The organism is Streptococcus loxodontisalivarius (assembly GCF_016908645.1).
Classification (GTDB): domain Bacteria; phylum Bacillota; class Bacilli; order Lactobacillales; family Streptococcaceae; genus Streptococcus; species Streptococcus loxodontisalivarius.
Genome location: NZ_JAFBEH010000009.1, coordinates 1 through 22282, shown reverse-complemented (window position 1 = coordinate 22282; position 22282 = coordinate 1). Strand labels below are relative to the sequence as shown.

The window sequence follows — 22282 nt, the reverse complement described above, 5'->3', positions numbered from 1 at the left end:
ACTCTACTACTTGAGTTTAAAAGTTTTTGGTGCTAGTTTTAGAACAGCAAGATATCCACTTACTAAAAATACAATCATTATAAGTAAAATCGTTAACATCCAAAATTTTGTTATATGTGGAGCTAAGTTAAATATCCAGGATGCTGTTAAGTAGAAAACTCCAGTTAAGGTATTATAAACAAAACTTTTAGAGGACATTCCATCTGTAAATGGTTGGAGAAGAAAATAAAGGTAGAGAAAGTAAAGACTAAAGAAAATCATTGAAATCAGTTGACCTAAAATGAGGAGTAATACTTGTTCTATCTTCCAATTAAAAAATACAAGGTAAGCAGTCAAATAAAGTAGATTCGACATCAAAAATAAGGGAGTATTTAAAATTAAACTTGTCCTAAAACGTGTTTTCAAACTCTCTTTGACCACCTCTGATTTTCGATAATAAGAGAATTTCAATAGAGGTCTATCTAAATGATAGAAACAAAATTTCATATAGGTTTCACCTAAATAAAAGAAATAACCTAGAATAACAGAGATAAAAAAGAAACCGTTGAAATCCACCACAGATTTCCAATTTAGATTATTGAGAAAACCCATATTTATAAGATATGTGCTTATAATCAATAATATCCAAACTAATAAGAAAATGATAAATCGAATAGCAATTCCCTTCCTTAAACGCTTACCCATTCTCTGCATGAATAGATTATTAAGATAGGGAATTCCACGTAGCTCTTGTTGAGATGATTTGGTAGAAAAATCTATTTCCTCTTCTTTGACTTCAACAGCCTTAAGAGTCGCATTTTCAAGTAAATTTTCATGTTCCCTCATACTCTCGTGAGTTACCAGTGCCCTAGTTAACTGATCTAATTCTTTATTTTGTGACAATAAATAAAAAGATACTAACCAAAGAATTATTCCCAATAAACCTGCTTGCCATGAATAAAAAGTAAGAGTCCAAGATGATGGTGCAATGATTAAACAAACAGATAAGACAAAACCAATAAAAAAGGAAATGCCTGACAAATAGTTCAATCGACTTTCTTTAATCTGGTGTGAGGTATGATATAGCGGCAAAGTAGCTACTTTAACAAATAGACGACTACCGGCTAGCAAGAGAATGAAGGCTAGAGCATTGAATATAGAATAACCATTAAAAATCATAAAAACACCAAAAACAACTATTCTAAAAATTAATCCCTTAACATCATCCAATAATTCAAACGATTTAAAATAGTCCTTTGGCCTTATCCTAAATACTCTAATAGCCATTGCTAGTGACATATCTAGACGATTAATCAATTTTAAATTTAAAGGAAGATAAAGAAATATAGATAAGATTACCATAATGGTTAGACTTCCAATAAAGTGCGATGACTCCTTATTATTTATGGAAATCGTTTCATACAAACGAGAGAGCAAAAAACTGGATGTTAAGTATGCAAATATTACATAAGCAATACTCCTTATCAAAGAAATGATAATCGTAATTAAAAGTTGAATAATAAAGGCAAGCCCTTTGAATTCATTAATAGCATAAATACGATTTGGGAGCAATTTTCCTAAAAATGGGATTTTTTGTAATTGATATAGAAAAATATTATAGGTTTCAACCGACTTCATAACAAGTTGATATTTAATCAGAGATTTATAAGTCATAATCCTCTCCTTTCAAGACCTCTAACAAACGCTCCTCAAATTGTTCATGTTTACGGTCCATATCCAAACTTGTTAAAACTCCCTTATCTAAAATCGCTATACTATCGCATAAATCCTCAGCTAAAGCCATAATATGAGTTGATAAAATGATAATATGATTCTCTCTAAATTCAAGTAATAAGCGCTTAATAGCTATACTAGATACGACATCTACAGCCGTTAACGGTTCATCTAAAAGAATTATCTTGGGTTTAGAAATCAAAATACACAGTAGAGAGAGTTTGCTTTTCATACCATCTGAATAGCCCTTAATCAAATGGTGACGGTCTTCTTGGCTAATCTCCATAAAATCCAAATAATCATCAACAGATTTATCAGAGTTTGGTGCATGTAAATCCATATAGAATTTAATAAATTCATAGGCTGTCAAAAAATCGGGTAAGTAATTTTCCGAAAAGACCATCCCGATATCATCACTACTTATCTTCCTTTCAATACCTGCCTCACGTAAACATATCTCACCTTTATCCGCAGGAAATTCACCATAAAGGATGTTAAATAGGGTAGTCTTTCCAGCACCATTTCGACCTAACAGACCAGTAATTTCACCCGATTTAAAAGTATAATCTGCTCCTTTAAGAACGGACTTATTTTGAAAATTTTTGTGAAGATTTCTAACAATTAACTCCATATTATCATCTCCTTTTAGTTTTTACATTTATTATACCTTAAAATGTATTCGTTTACAAAGCGCAAAAAAACAGCATCCCCAGAGAATGCTGCTAAGTTAGCTAAGTGTATATTTTTTCTAAGCTTAATATCTATCTCCAGACCAAGGCGTCTGGGGAATAACTCTAGCTGCCACTTTGAGCTCCTTTCAAGCCAGCAAGTAAATCATCTAGTAAATCATCTAATTGTTGATAGGTTTCCTCCAGACTACCACTATTGTCGATGATATGACTAGCTACTTTCTTCTTGGCATCAGTTGACATCTGACTGGCTATGCGAGCTGCTGCTTCATCTTTTGAATAAGTATTTCTATCCATAAGACGTTGAAGCTGAGTTTCCTTATCAAGGGCAACCAACCAAATCTGATCAAACCAATCTATGTAATCCTGTTCAATCAAGAGAGGAATGTCCATAAAAAAGACCTCTTCCTGCTCAGCCAGTTCATCTCTCTTCTCAGCTAGTTTTTGATGAATGATAGCTCCTTGCAGACGAGCTGATTTGTCTAAATTGTCCTGACTGGAAAAGATAAGCTCTGCTAGTTTGGGACGGTTCAACTGACCATCCTGACCTAAAATATCTGGTCCCAACCAGTCTAACAAGGCTTGATAAAGAGCTCCGCCTTTTTCCTGCAAATCATGGACCACCTGATCCGCATCGATAACCTTAAATCCCTTTTTTCTAAGGTAGTTGGTAACGGTCGATTTGCCAGAAGCAATTCCTCCAGTTAATCCAATAATCTTCGTCATTCTTTTTGACACCGCGGACAGAAATGACTGCCTCGCCCTTTCAACTGAATTTTCACAATCTCACGCCCACAACGTGGACAAGGCTGCCCAGTCTTGCCATAGACCTGATGATAGTCCTGCATGGTGCCGTCCTCACCTAGAGCATTTTTATAGCTACGAATGGTCGATCCACCCTTCTCCACAGCCAAGCCAAGGATTCGGATAGTCTCATCGTGAAGACTCTTAATTTCCGCCTTCTTAAGACTAGAGCTCACTCGCCCAGGATGCACACGCGCCGCCCACAGCACCTCATCCACATAGATATTTCCAAGCCCCACAACCAGACGCTGCTCCAGAAGGTAGGGTTTGATGAGTTTTTGGGAAGATAACAGAGCTTCTTCAAATGGTTTGAGCTTGAAAGACTCTTTAGTCGGCTCTGGACCTAGCTTTTTCTTAGCGAAGTAAGCCTCCTCATCGTCTTTTGACAAGAGCTCCATAGTACCGAACTTCCTCACATCTTGATAAATCAAGGTTGAGCCGTCAGAAAGCTTGAAAAAAGCATGAAAGTGCTTATTATCAGGAACTTGGTCAGGAAAAACTAGATACTTACCCTCCATTCTCAAATGAGAAATGATGACCTGACTCCCCAAATCAAAAATCAAATACTTACCACGACGACGCATAGCTTGGATTGTCTGACCAATCAGATTGACCTCAAAACTGTCCAGCCCAGTCAAAACCAACTTAGGATAAGATACCTTAACCGACTGGATTTTCTTACCAACTATCAGACGCTCCAAACCACGCCTAACTGTTTCAACCTCAGGTAATTCAGGCATGATTTTCCTCCTTCTCTACCGGTAACCATCTACGACGATAGCAAATTGCTGCTATGAGAGACAATACCGAAATCAACAGAAATAAAACGACACTTGCTATGGCTAAAATTGAAAAAATTGGCGATAAGGTTTCATAGGAGGGACGTTCATCCACCATTCTCTGTAGTGGGAAATTATCTAGCATTAGCAGCAAAATAAAAGCTGGTACTAGTGTCGTTAAAAAAGCCAAAATTATAGAAAACAGACGCTTGGTTGTAAACATAAGTAATCCAAAATATGGAAGTAGCAAAAGAAAGTAAGGCAAACCAAATAAAAAGATACTGAGGAAAAGAATAGTTCCCCAATTCCACTGCCAAATCATATAAAAAACTAGACTATAACTCAGACCATATAGTGACAACAAAATCATCCTTAACCTTCTTAATTGTTGATCAGTAAAATTCATTTAATCTCCCTCACTATCCAATTACAAATCCTAAAGTAGGCACCATCTTTTTCTCTCTCAAAACCGTCTCAATTTCAGCTAATTCAAATATGACTTGGTTCCTTTTCTACAATTCAAACAGATTGACCTCTTCAATAGACAAACAGGTTTTCCCCTCAAATCTGAAGACGACAATCCAAGGCATAAGCCCTTTAACTCTCTCAAAATCAGCATAGGCAAAAGTCTTATCATAGTGGTTAATAATGGTGCTAAGGGCTGTCCCATGACTCCCTACGACAAGATTTTGACCCTCATGCTCTTCCAAAAGTTGCTCCAAAGCAGCAATATTGCGAGTAGCAACTTCAGAAAGGCTCTCTCCATCTGCTAGCTTATAGGAAAAATCTGCCCACTGCTGCTGAGAAAAAGCCTGAAAATCCTCAATCCAATCAGTGGTGATTTTTCGCTCCCTAAAGTCATCACGTTCTATGACAGCCAAGCCCAACTTATCAGCCAAGGGACGAACCGTCTCTTTTGCCCTCACATAGGGACTAGAGTAAATAGCAGTGATACCCTTATCCTCCAAAAATGCCGTCACTAAATGCCTATCACGCTCACCTTTCTCAGATAATTCACGCTCATAATCATTATGATTGTCGTAATTAGGTTCTGCATGTCTAACAAAATAACAGGTCGTTACCATGACTACCTCCCTCAACGGCCCATAGCGAAGCTATTATCAAAATACTCCGTCAGCATGAGACGATGCTTGTCACTAATACTAACTTCACTAGCAATCTCTTCTTTTGAAAAATAGCGGAGCTTAAGCGTCTCTTCATTCCTAAAATCAGCTATCGCAGGCTCTTCAAGTGCCTTAAATTCATAGAGAGCAACCACAGTCTGTACCTTGTCACCATTAGGATAGATCTCTTCAAAATTACTGTAAAGATTGAGAAAACGCACCGCTTCTACCCTAATCCCAGTCTCCTCAAAAAATTCTCTCTCAGCCGTTTCTTGACTTGACTCACCAAGTTCCATAGCTCCACCTGGAATAGCCCAGGTTTTCTTGTCTCCTCGCAACTGCATTAAGACACGCCCTTGACTATCTGACAAAATACCACCAGCAAAAGTCAAAATGACCTTGTCATGCCCAACTTTTGAGCGAATGTATGAAATATAGTCCATCTTTTCTCCTTAAAAGAAAATCCGTTGAAGAATATCTTCGCTATCACGCTCATAGTAAAGCTCAGACAAAGACTGATCAAAAAAGACAGGTATCATATCTTCCATCGAATCTGCCAAGTTCAGCTGACCAGACTCCAGCTCTGCCTTTGTCACCCAACGCACCTCACCTTCATCAGATGAGGTCAGCTCACCAGTAAACTGATTACTACGATACAAAAAGACCAGATAACGAACCTTATCCCTCGTGTAAAAATGCTTGATCCCAACAAGTTGAGGATTTGAAATAGTAAGTCCAGTCTCTTCAAAGACCTCTCTGATAACTGCTGCATGAAGACTCTCCCCTTCTTCAATATGACCTCCAGGAAAAACAGCACCAGCCCAATCATAACGCTCAGGATCACGAATCTGCATGACAAAACGACCTGCTCCGTCTTCAATCAAACACATATTGGTTAAAATCACTTCCTGACTTCGTGACATAAGATCCTCCTTTATCGTTTTTATCAAAAAAGATTCTGGGAAACTTCCCAAAATCTCAATCTTTCAGTCCAAGTAGACGTCTTGCATAAATTGCCTGACCTGAATGCATAATAGCATCATCAATAATTGATACCATACGTACCCCACGTGTAACAGCTGGAGTCCAAGAATCATCGATAATATCATCTAGACTCTTCTCATCCAAACTTTCCAAGTAAGAAACCGCAAAATCAGTTGCAGCATTGAGATAAGCAATTAGGCTATCCAAGTCATTAGCAGTAATCTTCTCTGCCTGTTCTAGGCTATGATTCCAACCATCTTCATTTTCTTCAAGTTGGAAGTCAAATCGACTCGCAAAATTCTGCTGCTTCCAAACGGAGTCAAGACCTGCTAAATCAGCTGTTTGAAGATCCAATTCTCTGGCAGTATGCCAAGTTAACCAAGTCAAAGATTTCACCTGAGGGCTAGATTCTGCAACTGGAAAAGCATTGGCCTGCTCAACCGTTACACCGTCTAACATTCTTAAGAAACGCTCACGTGAACGATTTAAACTATCAATCAACATCTCTAAATAGGTCATCTTTATCTTCTTTCTAAACATGTGAACAAGTCTCAGACTTAAAGCTGTCCACTAAACAGCCTCAATTTCGAATCTGCGTACTCGGGATATTAGAGCCTATCCCCAGGCTCCTTCGCTTTTCAATTTCTAGGCTCAGGCTACTGATGTCCACTGGACATCAGTACTCCTTCTCATTATATCCAAAGTCGGCTAGGTCAAGTTTTTTGTCACGCCAGTTTTTCTTGACTTTGACCCATGTTTCTAGGTAGACTTTGTCACCAAGCATGATTTCGATATCACGGCGGGCCATTTTCCCGATTTTCTTAAGCATGGCACCTTGTTTTCCGATGATAATCCCTTTTTGGCTATCACGTTCAACCATGATTGTGGCGCGAATATGAACCTTATCTGTCTCAGGGTCACGCTTCATAGATTCGATAACGACTGCAACTGAGTGTGGTACTTCCTGTTGTGTCAAGTGTAGCACTTTCTCACGAATCATCTCAGATACCAAGAAACGCTCTGGGTGGTCAGTGATTTGATCTTCTGAGAAATATTGGAAACCTTCTTCCAAATTATCTGTCAAGACCTTGATAAGCGTGTCTACATTGTTACCTTGAAGGGCAGAAATTGGAATAATTTCCTTGAAATCCATCTGACTACGGAAATCATCAATTTGTTCCAAAAGCTGGTCAGGATGAACCTTATCAATTTTATTGATAACCAAGATTACAGGGATTTTAGCTGATTTGAGACGTTCTATAATCATGTCATCACCCTTACCACGTTTCTCATCTGCTGGCACCATGAAAAGGACTGTTTCAACTTCACGAAGCGTTGAATAAGCAGATTCAACCATGAAATCACCCAAGGCAGTCTTAGGTTTGTGAATTCCTGGGGTATCGATGAAAACGATCTGTTCATTTTCAGTCGTGTAAATCCCCATAATCTTATTACGAGTAGTCTGAGCCTTGTCAGACATGATAGCGATTTTCTGACCCATAACATGGTTCAAAAAGGTTGATTTCCCAACATTTGGACGGCCAAGAATGGCAACAAATCCTGATTTAAACATAAGATATAAAGGACGTTAAAAGCCAAGTAAAAATAGGAAACTGACTAAAAATCCTGATTTTTGACAGTTTCTCTTTTTTACACAGCTTTTAGTCCGTGTTCAGTTATGAACACAAACTTGTCCACTCCTTCCAATTTCTAATTCCTATAAATGTCTATCATTCCATTTACCATCTTCATGGTAAAAAACATTTAGATAAAGTGTTCTTCTCAAAGACGGGTAGCATTCTACAAAGCTATCCTGAGTTTTTTAAAATAGCAGCGCCCATAACTTAGGCACGAAGATAATGAGACCAATGATAATAGCAAGAAAAGAGACCATAAGCACAGCTCCTGCCGCCATATCCTTAGCCTTCTTAGCACGCATGGAAAAATGATAATCACTGGCCAAATCAACCACATTTTCAATGGCTGAATTAACAATCTCAAAAGTGATAACCAAGAAAGCGCACATCAAAAGCAGCATCCACTCCATAGCTGACACGCCGAAAACAAGACCAGCTAGAATAACCAAGAGAGCAGAAACGGCGTGTTTACGCATATTTCTCTCCTCGATAAAGGCAGTCTTGATTCCTGTCCATGCAAATTCAAAGCTGTTTAGGAAGTTGGCATTCTTCCACTTTTTCTTGGCATCTTTTGGCTCAATTTTTCCTGATTTTTCGTAAATTTTGACTTTATTCTCTTGTGAGTCCATAGGCACTTAAAATCTCTTCCTGTAAAGTAAACATTTCCTTTTCTTCTTCAGGGGTATAGTGATCGTAGCCGTTGATGTGGAGGAAACCATGAACAGCTAAAAAGCCCATCTCTCGTTCAAATGAGTGACCGTAATCCTCAGCCTGCTCACGCGCCTTATCAATAGAAATAAAGAGCTCACCAATATAGCTATCAAACTCATCCAGCATCTCAGCAAGTTCAGGATTTTCAGCCAAATCCTCATCATCAAAGACAATAGGTGTCTCAGGCTTGTACTCGAGACTGATAACATCCGTCGGACGGTCTGTATCACGGTATTCCAGATTAAGTTCATGGCTGCGCTCATTGGTCACGAAAGTCACTGCCATCTCCTTGTCAGACTTACCAGTCTTCTCAGCCGCAAACTCCAACAAGTCTAGCGTCTGCTTTTTCATTTCATCAGAGACCTGACCAGTCTCATCAATCATTTCAACGTACATATTCTTAATGAAGGGAACAGTCCGTCCCCTTTCCTTTCTTACTCTAAGTAGTTCTAATCACTTTATTATAGCATAAAGAAAAGGAATTAGCTTGAAGAAACAAGTAATCCCTTTCATTTCTACTTCCATTACTCTTGGTCTATATAGGAAAGATTGAAACTTCCCTTTCGAGTTAATTCTATTAAATACTTCATATAATCCGAAATTGTAGTTTCAATAATATCTCGAGAAAGCACTGTTGTTAGTGTTTTTTTCTGATTACTACTAATATCTAATACGTTATAGTTATCATCTACCCAAGCTCTTAACTGCAACTTCTCAATAAATTGTGGAAAATCATTAAATTGCTTTAACCAAGCATAAGTTGTTCGATTATCACTAGTGTTCAAGTAAACAGAACTCATTGGAGTATTGTTATCTCCTTCAAAAAAGAGTTTTAAATCAAATAACAAACAATCAATTCGATCTAAATATTTAGTATAACGATAAGTATTAATAGTTGGTGACTTATGTTTTGGCCATACAAAATGCAAGTCTATATTCGAACGAATTAACTCGTAATCCAAAATCCATTTTTCATAGTCATTTTTATAATGGGTTGATAATTGTTTTCGTCCACAAATAATATCAGCGGAAAGTTTTACCGTCTCATCTCCAACCTTATCTACAAGATAATTTCTACGATAATCTAAGTTCAACTTTTCCCCTAGTTGTCTATATAATTCATCGTCACAACTATCTGGATCAATATTTAAGCATTCAAAAAATTTTTCAATATAAGTGGAATCCGTATCTTGTAATAAATGATAATAGTCACTACCAAAAAAATCATTGAATCGTTTAATATTTTCTTTGTATATTTTCATAATGATTTAAAACTTAAATCTAATGTTTCTACTCTCAGCTTCACTGATTTTCCTCTGGCAACTCTCCAATAACCTCATAGCTAGTCAAACCTGACTTTTGTGGTGTGACCTCTTCTAGTTCTTTTTGGAAAATAGCTGCGCGGTCATCTTCGTAAGCCTTGATAATTTCAGCAACAACAGGATGACGAACCACATCCTTGGCAGAAAAATGAACGAAGTCAATCTGCTTAATGCCCTGCAATTTTTCAGCCGCATCAATCAAACCAGACTTGACCTTACGAGGCAGGTCAATCTGACTGGTATCCCCATTGACAATCATCTTAGAGTTAAAACCAAGACGGGTTAAAAACATCTTCATCTGCATGATGGTCGTATTCTGAGCCTCATCCAAGATGACAAAGGCATCATCTAGAGTACGCCCACGCATGTAGGCAAGCGGAGCAATTTCAATAATCTCACGTTCCATGAGACGAGTCGTCTGCTCCTTACCTAGAATCTGATAGAGTGCGTCATAGACAGGACGAAGGTAAGGATCAACCTTTTCCTTGAGATCACCAGGCAGGAAACCTAGACTCTCACCAGCTTCAACCGCAGGACGGGTCAAAATGATACGTTTAACCTGACCACGCTTAAGTGCTGTCACTGCCAAAGTCACTGCTAGGAAGGTTTTACCAGTACCTGCAGGACCGACACCGAAGACCACATCGTGATTTTTAACAGAGTCAACATAGACCTTTTGCCCCAAAGTCTTGACACGAATAGGCTTGCCAGAATTATCCTTGATAATCTCCTCTTCGTAAAGAGCAATAAACTTATCAATATTACCAGACTCAGCCATAGAAAGCGCCGTTACCACATCAGAGGTATTGGCTACCATACCACGCCCCACCAAGACAAGCAAAGCTTCTATCGTAAGACGAGCAGTCTCAACAGCTGCCTCATCATCACCTAAAATCTGCACACGCTCTGTCCTAGCATGAATAATGACACCTAGATTATCTTCAATAAGTTTGAGATGACGCTCATTGCTCCCAAAAAGAGCAAAAACATCATCAGGATGATTTAGTCCAATCTCAACCGAATACTCTTGCAAATAGAGTTCCTCTTTCTTTCGTCAAATATAGCCTTATTATAACAAAAAACCACGCACTTACGTGATTTTTTACATTTTCTAAACTTAAAGCTTAGCCGTTAAATGATACGTGAACGTGGTCGTAGTGGTTTTCTGTAACACTTCCACGGTCAGGCATTGGATTCCAAGTGTTAGCTGGTCCGTAAATGCTATTATATGGTGAGTAGAAACGTTGTTTCCAGATGATATATGAGATACCATTTTCAGCCATGTGGTCGATTGCATACTGAGCAACTTGGTCACCAAGTGCTGAGCTTTCAGGAACCATAACGTCAACCGCCAAACCTTTTCCGTGGTCTTGTGGATCACCTGCACGGTAACCACCAATATTTGAAATACCAAAGACATTAGCTACTGTTTGTGCAAAGGCTGCAGCTGGTGCCTGCATATTTTCAGTATTGATAGTAACATTGTTAGTTGCGCTTGCAGCTGTTGTAGCTTGAGTAGCCTCTGCTACTGTTGTTTCTTCAGTAGTTGCTTCTGTTGTCTCACTTGCTTCAATCACTTGATTGATAGCTTCTGTAACTGGCTCAGTAGTCTCTGCATAAGTCTGTGCAGCAGTTGTTTCACTCACGATAGCTTGAGTCAATTCAGCTACAGTTGTTTCAGCAGAAGTTTCTTCTACAGGTGTCTCAGTAGTCTCTGCTACTGTCGTTTCCTCAGTTGTTGCTTCTGTTGTCTCTGCTACTGAAGTTTCAGAACTTGTCTCAACTGCTGTTTCAGTTGTCTCTGAACTTACTTGGCTAGCACTTGTTTCTTCAACAGTTGTTTCTGATGTTTCAACTGGGCTAACTTCTGTTGTTTCAGCAAGTGTAGTCTCTGCTACTGGTGCTTGGCTAGTTACTTCAGTCTCGCTGGCAGCACTTGTTTCAGAGCTTGCTTGACTTTCTGTCACTTGGGCAATAGCATCCGCTACTGGTGTTGTTGTTTCAGCATATGCTTGTTCAGTTGTTGTATCAACGATCGCCTGAGTTAAATCAGCTACGCTAACCGTTTGATCTTCAACAACTACTTGATTGTTTTCCAAGTCAGCTGTCGCTTTAATCGTTTCATCTGAACCAGGTGAAACAGGCGTTTCAACTTCGACTGCCGCAACTTGATTTTGATCATTGTAAGTCGCTGTCAAAACTGTCTCTGGGAAAATCAAATCCAAATCAGCAATTTTATTGATATTTCCAAGAACATTAACGTCGATATTCATAGCTTGTGCAATTGTGCTAAGCGTATCACCGTATTGAACAGTGTAGGTAACAGTGTTGCCATCAGTTACAAGACCAGCTTGAATTTCTTCAACTGAACGTGGTGTCCATGTTGTTTCATCTGCTTGTGCTTGACCAGCTGCAAACATTGAAAGAGCTACGGTTGAATATAAAAGTGACTTTTTACTTAATTTTTTAGAAATCATATATTTATTATTTTCCTTTTTCTTAACTTTACTGATCTACTATCATATCATAAAATTTCCTTAAAGGAAGGCATTTTAGCCTATTTAAAAGAATTGCTATCTTTGTAGACAGTTTTACAACTTTTGTTACAAGCCCCTAATATTTTGTCATATTTTGTCATAAAAGGAATTATTGTCAGAAAATAAAGACAGTCCATCTTTAGAGCCAGTTAGATAAATCATCCCGTTACTAGCAAGTCAAATCATCAATGCGCTAGATAATCTTCCCAGATTTGATCAAATTGACCCAGATTAAAGGAAAAGCTTGCCTGGTCCTCCAGATAACGACTGACTTCTTCAAAATCATCAGTGTGTTTAGGAAAGGTCGTATCATCAAAGGCAAGATCTGCCAAAATCGCTACTGGTTCATCTGATTTAGGATTACGCTGGGCCATTAGCCACATATAAAAGGATTTTCTCATTTCTCTTCCTCCATGTTTCTTATACTCACTGCCAATTTTCCTCTAGGAAGGCATGTCTTCTGGCGCTACTTAAAGCATAGCGTTCTGGATTTGTTCTGTAGAAAGCTTGATGGTAGTCCTCGGCAGGATAAAAAGGCTGTGCTGCTTCAATCTGAGTCACGATTGGCTGATCAAAACGACCTGATGCTTGTAGGTCTGCCTTAGACTGCTCTGCCATTTTTCTTTGACGGTCATCACTGTAAAAGATGACTGGACGGTAGTTATCGCCACGATCTTCAAACTGCCCAAATGCATCTGTTGGGTCTGTCTGCGCCCAATAAATCTGGAGCAGGTCTTGGTAGGATATTTTCTCAGAGTCAAAGATAATCTCTACTGCTTCTGTATGCCCAGTAGTTTTAGAACAAACCTCTTCATAGGTCGGATTAGGCACATGCCCTGCAGTGTAACCTGACAGAACAGATAAAACACCGTCTCGCTCTTCAAAAGGCTGAACCATACACCAAAAACAGCCACCAGCAAATATTGCTCTCTCCATAACAGAACCTCCTTGCTTAATATGCTCCATTTTAACAGAAATACTGACGCTTGTCGCCTTAAAAGTAAAAAGAAGAGAGTGGGACAAAAATCGGTAATTCCAAAGGAATTCGATTTTGTCGTCCCACCTCCGCACAGTTGAGTAGGGCTGTAAGAGTTGATTTATCAACGAATTAGAGACCACTCAACCCCTGCGCCTTGCAAACTAGATTATAAAAAAGAAGAAGGCTAGGACTTTTGTCCTAACCTCTTCTCATTCTAGATTAGCTTAGCAATATGAAAAGTGTCCACCGCCAAAGCTTGAAAAATTGTAGCCGTATGAACTGAAGCTTCTGCTATAGTTGCTAAATGAGCTATAACGAACAGCTGAGTATGAGTAAGATTTACCATAACCAGGAAGACATGGATTGCTTACGAAACTTCTTGTTGGGTAGGCACAACCGTAACCATAGTAGCTTGGCAGGCAAGGATTTGAACGGAATGAATAGCTTGGATAATCACAACCGTAGTAACGTGGTAAACGAGGATAGCAATAGAAATCATAGCTTGGGAAGTCACAACCTGGACGTGGACGGTCTTTCTTAGTATCATCTTTGTCAGGTGTCTTAGTGTCGTCTACTACTGTTTCAACAACTTGGTTTTCATGATAAGAAACACTTGGTGTTTCAGGTGCTTCTGGAGCAACTGGTGCCTGACCTGGTTCTTCTGGCACCGCTACTGTTGAATTCACAGCAAACCAGTAAACAGTATTTGTCCCTGCTTCATTTCCTGAAACAGCAAAGTTCAAGTTACCATCTTTCAAGACGATAGCTGCAGATCCATAGTAGTAAGTTGCAGATGCTGGATCATCCCAACCATTTTCAGCATTGAAGGTTGAACCGTGTGCCATGTACTCATTGTCATTAACCGCATAAACCACACCATCCTGATTTGTTACTGATGAACCTGGAATTTGGATATAAGTGTTATTTCCGATTGTCACTTTTTCAATGTGGTTTGACTTGTCATATTTAACTGTTGGTGTGTATGTTACAAGACCAGTCAAAGGATCAAGTGTGTAAGTTCCAAAACTATTTTGATCAGCGTCTACTGTATTACCGTTTTGATCCAAAGCAGCAATTGAACTTGCATCAAGGACTTGTCCATTGACGACAAATTTTGCTGGATTGTCTTTTGAAAGGACAACTGTATCTCCAAAAGCAGCTGCAAGTGATTTACTTTGAGCAAGACCATCTTTAAGACTTGGTTTGCTTCCATCAGCATAAACATCAACTGTTACAGTTACCAAATTACCTTCGATATCCTTAGCTTGCACCTGAACTGCCTGTGGAAGTTCTTCAGTAACATAAGCCATACCATTCCAGTGGTTCAATGATGACAAACTCATGATAACAGATGAAGCTGACAAATCAATCTCCTGACCTGCTTCATTGTAGAATTTGATTGACATATCAACAGACAACTCAGCTTCCTGGTTATCAGTATTTGAACCAATAGTGATTGTTTGAGTTGGGTCGTGGTGAAGACGAACAACAACGCCCTGACGGTCACTTGTTGAGCTTACCAAAGTATATGAGTAGACAATCTTAGCAATCGTTTCAGAACCAACTTTAGCATTTTCAAGATTTGTATAGGTTGCTGTTACCGTATCACCTGTGTACATTACACCCCAAACATCTTCATTTGCAGCGTATTGGTTATCAGAAGTAAGTTCAGACCAAGCAAATCCTTCAAGATTGTAAGATGTCAATGTATCATCACTAGCATGGTTTTTCACACCTTCTTTAGTGATGTAAACATTCAAGCCATCAACTGCCACGACAGCATTTGGTTCCTTAGTCAAAATCAAATCTTGTGCAGTTGCTAGGATACCTGCACCAGTACCTGTTGAAACTTCTTCTTGGTATTGGTCATAAGCATCTTTTTTAGCTTGGTATTGTGCTAATTCTTGCTCATATTGAGCCTGCTCTGCTTGATATTGAGCAAGGGCAGCTTGGTATTGAGCGACTGTTTCAGCAATAGCTTGTGCTTGAGCTTCATTATCCTCAATAGCCACTGCGGTACTTGCTTGAGTCTCAGTAGCAGTCTGTGTTACAGTTAGCCCTGCTTCTTTAGCAGCAGCTACTGCTTCAGTCAAGGCAGGTGTTTCAACAGAATAAGTTATAGTACTTGTATTACCGCTTGTTTGACGAGAAGTTTCTGTGATTGTTGAAGCAGCGCTTGATGAAGACTCAGTAGATACTGTTTCTTCTGTTGAAGTCACTTGAGCTTGCTCTTGCGATTCTTGGCTTACTTCAAGACTTTGTTCTGCTTGAACAGGAGCCTGACTTGTTTGGCTAACTTGCTCTTGGCTTGTAAGGACTTCTTCTTGAGAAGTGGTATCCTCATCAACCTGAGAAACCCATTCACTTGTTATAGGAGCTGTTGTTGCTACTTCATCAGCAGATACTCCAGCACCAATCAAGGTCAAACTTGCTGCAATTGCAAGCGACACAACACCAACAGTTTTCTTACGAATTGAAAAAACTTCTTTTGAATTTTTAAAGTCTTTAAAACTTTTCATACATTTTCTCCTTTTTCTTTATCGTTTTTCTAATTTCCCTTAAAAACGCACGAAAGATACCCTAGAATCTAGGATATCTTTCGTTTTTTCAACTAAGTCGAGATTGACTTAAATTATTTATAAGTAATACCGTAACGGTTAACGTAGATACGTGTTCCATCAGCAAGTGTTACCCATGCATTGTAAACACGGCGACCTGAATCTGCATCGTAGAAGGCATACATACCGTTACCAAGTGATACATAATCACCTTTAACTTGTTTACCATCAGCTGCAAAGTACAATTGTTGACCGTAGACAGTTTGTGCACCAGTCAAAGCAACGCCGTCTGCACCGAAGTAATACCAGTCGTTGTCACCAACACGGACGAATTTGTTTGTAACCAATTCACCTGAGTTTGCGTCGTAGTAACGTACTTTACCTTCTGAGTCAGTAACGATGCTACCTTTGACTTGTTTACCATTTTCATCAAAGTAAAGGCTTTGACCATTGATTGTTTGTGCGCCACGAACAACATTACCGTCGTTGTCAGCGTAGTACCAATCATCTCCTACTGAGAAGAAGCGACCTTTAACTTGAACTCCGTTGGCTTCGAAGTAGAGGTATTGACCGTTGATTGTTTGGAAACCAGTTACAGCAACACCGTTTTCACCGAAGTAATACCAGTCGTTTTCGCCAATAAGGACAAATTTATTTCTTACTTGAACACCTGAGTTTGCATCGTAGTAAGTAAGATTTCCACTAGCATCTGTAACAGTTTGACCTTTAACTTGAACTCCGTTTTCGTCGAAGTAGAGGTTTTGACCTTTAACTGTTTGCGCACCAGTTACAACATAACCGTTTGCATCAGCATAGTACCAGTTATCTCCAACTGAGAAGAATTTACCAACTACTTTAACACCTGAGTTCACATCGAAGTAAAGTGTGTTACCGTTAGCGTCTGTTGTAAATCCTTTAACTTGTTTACCATCAGCACCGAAGAGGTAAACTTTACCACTGATTGTGTATTGACCAGTGACACGGTTACCACGTGAGTTGAAGTAATACCAGTTGTTATCGCCTGTTGTGATGAATTTAGAGTATGCTTTAGCACCTGAATTTGCATCAAAGTAGTTTACATTTCCATTTTCATCAGTTACGAATTGACCTTTAACTTGAACTCCGTTTTCGTCGAAGTAAAGAACAGTTCCGTCAACAGTCACTTCACCAGTAACAGCTGCACCAGTTTCATCGAAGTAATACCACTTGTCGCCGTCGTTAGCAAACTTGTTAGTTGCCATGTTACCTGAATCAGCATCGAAGTAATACAATTTACCGTTAGCTGCAGTAATAAATTTACCTTTAACTTGGTAACCATTTGCCATGAAGTACTTAGTTGTACCATCGATTTCAGAGAAACCAGTAGCCAAGGCTGAGTCTTCATAGTAGTAACGCCAGTTTGAAGTTGTCACTGATTGACCAAGTTCATCAACAGCAGTTTCTTTAACTTCGTTCCAACCAACAGTTGTGCTACGTTTACCGCTTGTACCATAGTAGTATGATGTACCAGTTTCGTCAGTTACGATAGCATCTGTAAGAAGGATACCGTTTGGCAAGAAGTAATAGTTGTAACCATCAATTTCTTGAGCACCAACAACAAGATAGCCATCTTCGTTGAAGTAGTATTTGTTTCCGTTGTAAGTTACAAATCCTGAAGTTACACGGTTACCTGATGTTGAGTAGTAGCTCATACCAGTTCCATCGTAGTAGAATCCAGTTTGAGCACTTGTATCACCAGTCAATTGTGCTGGAAGGAATGAACCATCAGCTGTAACTGTGAAGTATTTACCTGAATCGCTAAGAACATATTCAGCACCACGACCAAGGATGTTTGTACCGTTGAGGTATTCTGCTTTCCATTGTTTGATCTTAACTGAAGCGTCAATAGTTTGACCAGTTGAAATCATAACATCTGTAAAGAGACTTGGGTAAAGTTCTTGAAGTTTTTCAAGGAACTCACCACCGTATTTAGCTTGAAGGTCTTCACCAGATGATTTAGAGTTTGCAACGTACAATTTGTTGACAAGCTCAGTATCAGGAGTTGTTACACCGTAGTTATTAACACGTGTAGCTGTTACAACTTCTTTATCTGTCAATGCGTAGATTTGGTCTGGAACCCAGTCAAGGATTACTTGAATACCTGCTGCGTGAAGTGATGACAAGGCATTACGGAGATCTTCTGATGAACCGTATTTGTTGTTTTCACTCATAGCCAAGTCGTAACGGTCATCAAAGGCATAACCATTTTGGATGATTGAGTCAAGGAATGAACCGTCAGTTGTTGAAACGTATTGTGGTGCGATTTCAAATGATGTGATTCCCCACTTAGCAAAGAGTTCTGCATTTTCAGCAATTTTCTTGTTAGTGTATTGTGAATCGTTTTCAACGAAATCTTGGAAGTTTGAGAAGCCTTCGTAGATAACTTGTGCTTCAAGAGCTGCTGAAGCTTGATAGATTTGTTCGCCTTCAGCTTTTTGTTCAGTAGATGCTGACGCAAGAACGTATTGATCTTCTGCTGCTCCTACTGGTACCCAAACTGCAACGAAACCACTCATATCAACAGTAGAGAAACCTTTGATTTCATCTGCTGTGAAGTAGAGGTAGCCATCAGCATCAGTTGTTTTAACAAGAGTTGTATCTGAATCATTAAGTGATGATACGATTCCGTTTTCTGTACCGATGATCAATGGACGGTAGGCTTGGTTAGTGTGGGCTGCACCCATGTTAACTTTCAAGACAGCATCTTCTTTAAGTTCCAAGTCAGGGTTGTTTGATACGATAGTCAACATACCTGAGTTACGACCATATTGACCACCTTCAGTATCAGTTGCGCTCATCAAATCTTGACCGTAACGTACAGAAACATAAACACCGTTGTTAGTTGCAGCTGTTGAACCGTCAGCAACTGTTGCAGTTGCATCAAGATAGTCAACGTATGATGTTTGACCACCTGCTACATATTTAGAACGTGCTTCAAGAAGTGTTGTGATTTGTTCATGGTATGGAGACTCAGTTTCCATGTATTGACCGTTATCTGTGTAAAGGTCACCATAGTAAACACGAGTTGCTTGACCCATATTTTGAAGCATGATTGCATAAGCTGCAGGAATGTTGTAGTGAGTGAATTTCTTATCAACACTGTTCATGTCTTCATTATAGATAGCGAAGGCTTGTTTCAATTGATCAAGCGTGAATGTGAAGCCATCTGTAGTTGGATCGATGTACTTGCTGATGATGTTAGCAATAACTGTTTGAACTTCTGAGTCGTGGGCACGAACGAAGATGTAAGATGCTTTACCAGTATCATCATAAGATGTCACGTTAGAACGGTCAACAAGACCATAGTAACCACCATTGATAATGTCATCAAGTTTTGCAGTACGAGTTTCCCCACCAGTTTCTGATGTAATTGGGCGAGTCAATGCGTAAAGGAGTGACAGACGAAGTCCGTTATCCATGGCAAGTGCACCACCATTTGTGTCGTAGTTGTAGTATGGGTCGTTGTGTGACCATGCTTCAAGGATTGAGATGTGAGCAAGTGCATTTGCTTCTGTCTCATCAATACCGTAAGCAGCTTTGAAGAGGTTAGTATAAAGTTGAAGCATATCGGCATCAACGTTATCTACCGCATCGACACGAACACCGTCAAAGTTGGCAGTATCATCACCAAAGACGATTGTACCCCAGTTCATGAGGTAGTAAAGTTGGTTAAGCATTTCAGCTTGAACAACAGGGTTTGAGTTATCGATATCGTTTGAAAGCAAGAACTCATAACCACCAAGTCCACCATTGTCATTACCAACTGTGTACTTGATATCGCCTGTTTGGTTAGTAGGCGTGCGGTTAAGCAAACGATAGTCAGAGTTAGCCCACTCAGTCAAATCACTGTTAACATAAAGGAGGGCACCTTTTTGCAAGTGGTCTGAGTTAGGTGTTTCTGATGTCATGTTCCATTTGTCTTGAGTAGTAACAAATGAACTGATCACTTCACGCAACCAGTCAGTAGTTGCTTGTGCAGTGATTTTTTGTTCGATTTTAACTTGGATAGCTTTTACGGCTGTGTTAAGAACGACTTGTTCTTGATCAGCTGTATAAGTTGTATCCAAACCGAAGTAATCTGACATGTAGTTCAAATATGATACTTGTGTATCAACATCTGGCCACCATGCCATAAGAAGTGGACGGAAATCACTTTCAGTTGAGGCAACCCATGTTGTCCCGTTTTCAAGGATTTCAGTAGGACGGTACCAGCTATCAGCTGTCAAGTAGCCGTCAATCAATTCAAAGCTTGCTTCTGTTGAATCATAAGCACGGTTGTTGCTTGTGAAAGCGTCAGTAAGATTTGTCAAACCTTGAGTAAATGAGTAAGTTGATGCACTTGTAAGGGCACCAGTTTCATCAAAGTACAAGAGTTGACCATCAACAGTGATAGCGAAGTTAGTTTTGTAAGAACCATCTTCTTGTACATAGTAGTACTTACCATCAACAAGTTTGATGTTGCTCAATGACAAAGCAGCTTCTTTTTCTTGTTCTGAAACAGTTGCACTAGCAGCTTCTGATGCTGTAGTAGTCGCTTCAGTTGCTGTTGTTGCAGCAGTGGTTGTTTCTTCTGATGTTGTTTCAGCAGTTTCTGAGACAGTAGTTTCTGTACTTGCTTCAGAAGTCGTCGTAGTTTCTGATACTACGCTTGCTTCTGCAGCGGCTTCATCTGTTGTTGCAGCTTCAGTTGTTGAAACAGTCTCTTCCGTAACTGATTCAACAGTAGTCGATTCATCTGATACTAGTGTCGTTGTTGTATCGTTATCAGTAGTAACCGATTCAGCAGAAACAGATGCTGGTGCACCACCAACAATCCCTGCCAACGCTACAGCAGCAACGCTAAGAGTTACCCAATGTTTTTTAACTTTGTGTAACTTAAAACGAACTTTCTTCTCCATTTTTTATCCTCCTATGGACAATAAAGATATGCAAGCAAATAATGGATTAATTAGATTAACCCATTATTATTTTACTCTTAAATTATATAAGATAACTTCCAGCTTTGACTTTTTCTTGCCTATATGAAACAAATCAAAGCTTCTGCAAATCTTTTTCTAATGTCTCAACAACGGAATAACACTCCAAACTCTTGAGAACTGTTAGGCATTCCTGGATATCAGACATAGCATTTGAATAGCCCAGGCGGTAAGAATAGAAGGCACGATTAAACTTAATCAAGAGCTTCTCATAAACATAAGTATCTGGAATATCCAGATGCTCCAAATAAGTGATAAATCGACGTGCTAATTGAAGATTATCGTCCAAGATACATACTCGGACTACTTTTAACAGCATACGCTGAACAATCGTCCTGTTTTCAGGAACGTTTGAATAAAACTGTGTACGTGCCAACATCTCGCTAGCAAACACATCCAACATATCAGCTGGGAAGAAATCAACACAACTTGTGAAGAGATTTAACTCATAACTTCCCCACTCATCAACAGAAAAAAGGTAATCTGTTAAAAATTGCAGTTCAGTAGGCTTCAAAAGCTTGTGATCATGAAGATCCAAATAGTGGGCCTTGGCTGCGATTAGATTCAACTGATATTTTTTAACCTTTGGATTATCTTTCTGAAGGTTTTGGCACTGTTGGACAATAGATTCTAATTTTACAATATTATGTGCATCAACTGCTTTGGATAAATTATCAAAAAATTGTAAATCATCTGAAAGGTTATAATTTTGGCTAATAAGTAGAAACTCATTAACACTGGTATTCATTCGATTTAGGCATTCGTAAAAGATGTTAATAGTGATGTTGCTGATCCCTCTCTCGAATCGAGACAACTGTGACACAGAGACAATCCCTTCTGAAACCTCTTGCAAGGACATATTTCGGGATAAACGAATCTCTTTAAAAATTTTTCCAAAATCTTGATGTAACTGTTCTTTTCTTTGCATATACGCTCTCTCTCTCTTATGCATTATTAAAAAGTTTTATCAATTGATATTTTTATTATTTTTTCTATAAACGACGCTACTTTATTTTCTCTCCTTTTCTAAAAACACTAATACCTTTTATTTTAACATAAATATTTGTAGCGTCAAATCATTTAATCGAGTAAAGTTTTCTTTACTTAACAATGATTTTATCATATCTTTATAACATTTTTAAGTCTTTTCTGACATTTTGATGACGATTATTTTTTATTTTTTGAACTTGAAAGATATTTTTGACGATTTAGATAAGAGTATATTTTAATTGGATGAGTGAAAAATTAAATCATTTTTTCTGCTATATTTTCACGTTACTTTCGTTATATCAACACTTCTTTTCTTGTATATGGGATAATTTAAGCAAAAAGAAAGAGGCTGGGCAAAAACGAGCTTCAACATAAAACCACACAATGATTTCCGTCTCGAAAACAATCAAGACGAAAGAATCACTGTGTGGTTTTTGAGT

At 38.8% G+C, this 22282-nt stretch carries 20 protein-coding genes; all 20 read right to left on the bottom strand.

The window, feature by feature from the left end:
- Positions 1-6 precede the first annotated feature (6 nt).
- Positions 7-1653, bottom strand: coding sequence for a hypothetical protein (locus JOC28_RS03055; protein WP_205009178.1), 1647 nt, complete (start codon positions 1651-1653; stop codon positions 7-9).
- Positions 1643-2344, bottom strand: coding sequence for an ABC transporter ATP-binding protein (locus tag JOC28_RS03050; RefSeq protein ID WP_205009177.1), 702 nt, complete (start codon positions 2342-2344; stop codon positions 1643-1645). The genes JOC28_RS03055 and JOC28_RS03050 overlap by 11 nt, the downstream gene beginning before the upstream one ends.
- A 163-nt stretch (positions 2345-2507) precedes the next feature.
- Positions 2508-3128, bottom strand: coding sequence for a dephospho-CoA kinase (gene coaE / locus JOC28_RS03045; protein WP_205009176.1), 621 nt, complete (start codon positions 3126-3128; stop codon positions 2508-2510).
- On the bottom strand, positions 3125-3946 hold the full coding sequence (gene mutM, locus JOC28_RS03040; RefSeq protein WP_205009175.1) for a DNA-formamidopyrimidine glycosylase: 822 nt from the start codon (positions 3944-3946) through the stop codon (positions 3125-3127). Before mutM ends, coaE begins: the two co-directional genes overlap by 4 nt.
- Entirely contained in the window at positions 3939-4391 is a 453-nt protein-coding gene (locus JOC28_RS03035) for a hypothetical protein (RefSeq protein WP_205009174.1), read from the bottom strand. Before JOC28_RS03035 ends, mutM begins: the two co-directional genes overlap by 8 nt.
- Positions 4392-4497: 106 nt before the next feature.
- Positions 4498-5070, bottom strand: coding sequence for a histidine phosphatase family protein (locus JOC28_RS03030; protein ID WP_205009173.1), 573 nt, complete (start codon positions 5068-5070; stop codon positions 4498-4500).
- Between the two features lie 11 nt (positions 5071-5081).
- Entirely contained in the window at positions 5082-5552 is a 471-nt protein-coding gene (locus tag JOC28_RS03025) for an NUDIX hydrolase (RefSeq protein ID WP_205009172.1), read from the bottom strand.
- Positions 5553-5561: 9 nt separating this feature from the next.
- A complete protein-coding gene (locus tag JOC28_RS03020) occupies positions 5562-6032 on the bottom strand; it encodes an 8-oxo-dGTP diphosphatase (protein ID WP_205009171.1) in 471 nt (156 codons plus the stop codon).
- Between the two features lie 55 nt (positions 6033-6087).
- The gene (locus JOC28_RS03015; protein ID WP_205009170.1) at positions 6088-6612 is read right to left on the bottom strand and encodes a DinB family protein; all 525 of its coding nucleotides are present in this window, start codon (positions 6610-6612) and stop codon (positions 6088-6090) included.
- Positions 6613-6769: 157 nt separating this feature from the next.
- Positions 6770-7666, bottom strand: coding sequence for a GTPase Era (era, locus tag JOC28_RS03010; protein ID WP_205009169.1), 897 nt, complete (start codon positions 7664-7666; stop codon positions 6770-6772).
- 249 nt (positions 7667-7915) lie between these two features.
- Positions 7916-8359 (bottom strand): diacylglycerol kinase family protein, encoded by a 444-nt coding sequence (locus JOC28_RS03005; protein ID WP_205009168.1) that lies wholly within the window; start codon positions 8357-8359, stop codon positions 7916-7918.
- On the bottom strand, positions 8340-8837 hold the full coding sequence (gene ybeY / locus JOC28_RS03000) for an rRNA maturation RNase YbeY (RefSeq protein ID WP_205009167.1): 498 nt from the start codon (positions 8835-8837) through the stop codon (positions 8340-8342). Before ybeY ends, JOC28_RS03005 begins: the two co-directional genes overlap by 20 nt.
- Positions 8838-8965: 128 nt before the next feature.
- Positions 8966-9703 carry a DUF6994 family protein gene (locus JOC28_RS02995; RefSeq protein ID WP_205009166.1) on the bottom strand — a complete coding sequence of 246 codons (738 nt, stop codon included), beginning with the start codon at positions 9701-9703 and terminating at the stop codon, positions 8966-8968.
- Between the two features lie 40 nt (positions 9704-9743).
- Complete coding sequence (locus tag JOC28_RS02990; protein ID WP_205009165.1) at positions 9744-10796, bottom strand: PhoH family protein; 1053 nt, start codon at positions 10794-10796, stop codon at positions 9744-9746.
- A gap of 91 nt (positions 10797-10887) precedes the next feature.
- Entirely contained in the window at positions 10888-12240 is a 1353-nt protein-coding gene (locus JOC28_RS02985; RefSeq protein WP_205009164.1) for a LysM peptidoglycan-binding domain-containing protein, read from the bottom strand.
- A 245-nt stretch (positions 12241-12485) separates the two neighbouring features.
- The gene (locus JOC28_RS02980; protein WP_205009163.1) at positions 12486-12701 is read right to left on the bottom strand and encodes a YozE family protein; all 216 of its coding nucleotides are present in this window, start codon (positions 12699-12701) and stop codon (positions 12486-12488) included.
- A 25-nt stretch (positions 12702-12726) separates the two neighbouring features.
- Positions 12727-13236 (bottom strand): peptide-methionine (S)-S-oxide reductase MsrA, encoded by a 510-nt coding sequence (msrA, locus tag JOC28_RS02975; RefSeq protein WP_205009162.1) that lies wholly within the window; start codon positions 13234-13236, stop codon positions 12727-12729.
- Between the two features lie 267 nt (positions 13237-13503).
- Positions 13504-15798, bottom strand: coding sequence for a GbpC/Spa domain-containing protein (locus JOC28_RS02970; protein WP_205009161.1), 2295 nt, complete (start codon positions 15796-15798; stop codon positions 13504-13506).
- A 113-nt stretch (positions 15799-15911) separates the two neighbouring features.
- Positions 15912-20774 carry a glycoside hydrolase family 70 protein gene (locus JOC28_RS02965; RefSeq protein ID WP_205009160.1) on the bottom strand — a complete coding sequence of 1621 codons (4863 nt, stop codon included), beginning with the start codon at positions 20772-20774 and terminating at the stop codon, positions 15912-15914.
- A 133-nt stretch (positions 20775-20907) separates the two neighbouring features.
- The gene (locus JOC28_RS02960; RefSeq protein WP_205009159.1) at positions 20908-21780 is read right to left on the bottom strand and encodes a helix-turn-helix domain-containing protein; all 873 of its coding nucleotides are present in this window, start codon (positions 21778-21780) and stop codon (positions 20908-20910) included.
- Positions 21781-22282: the final 502 nt, after the last annotated feature.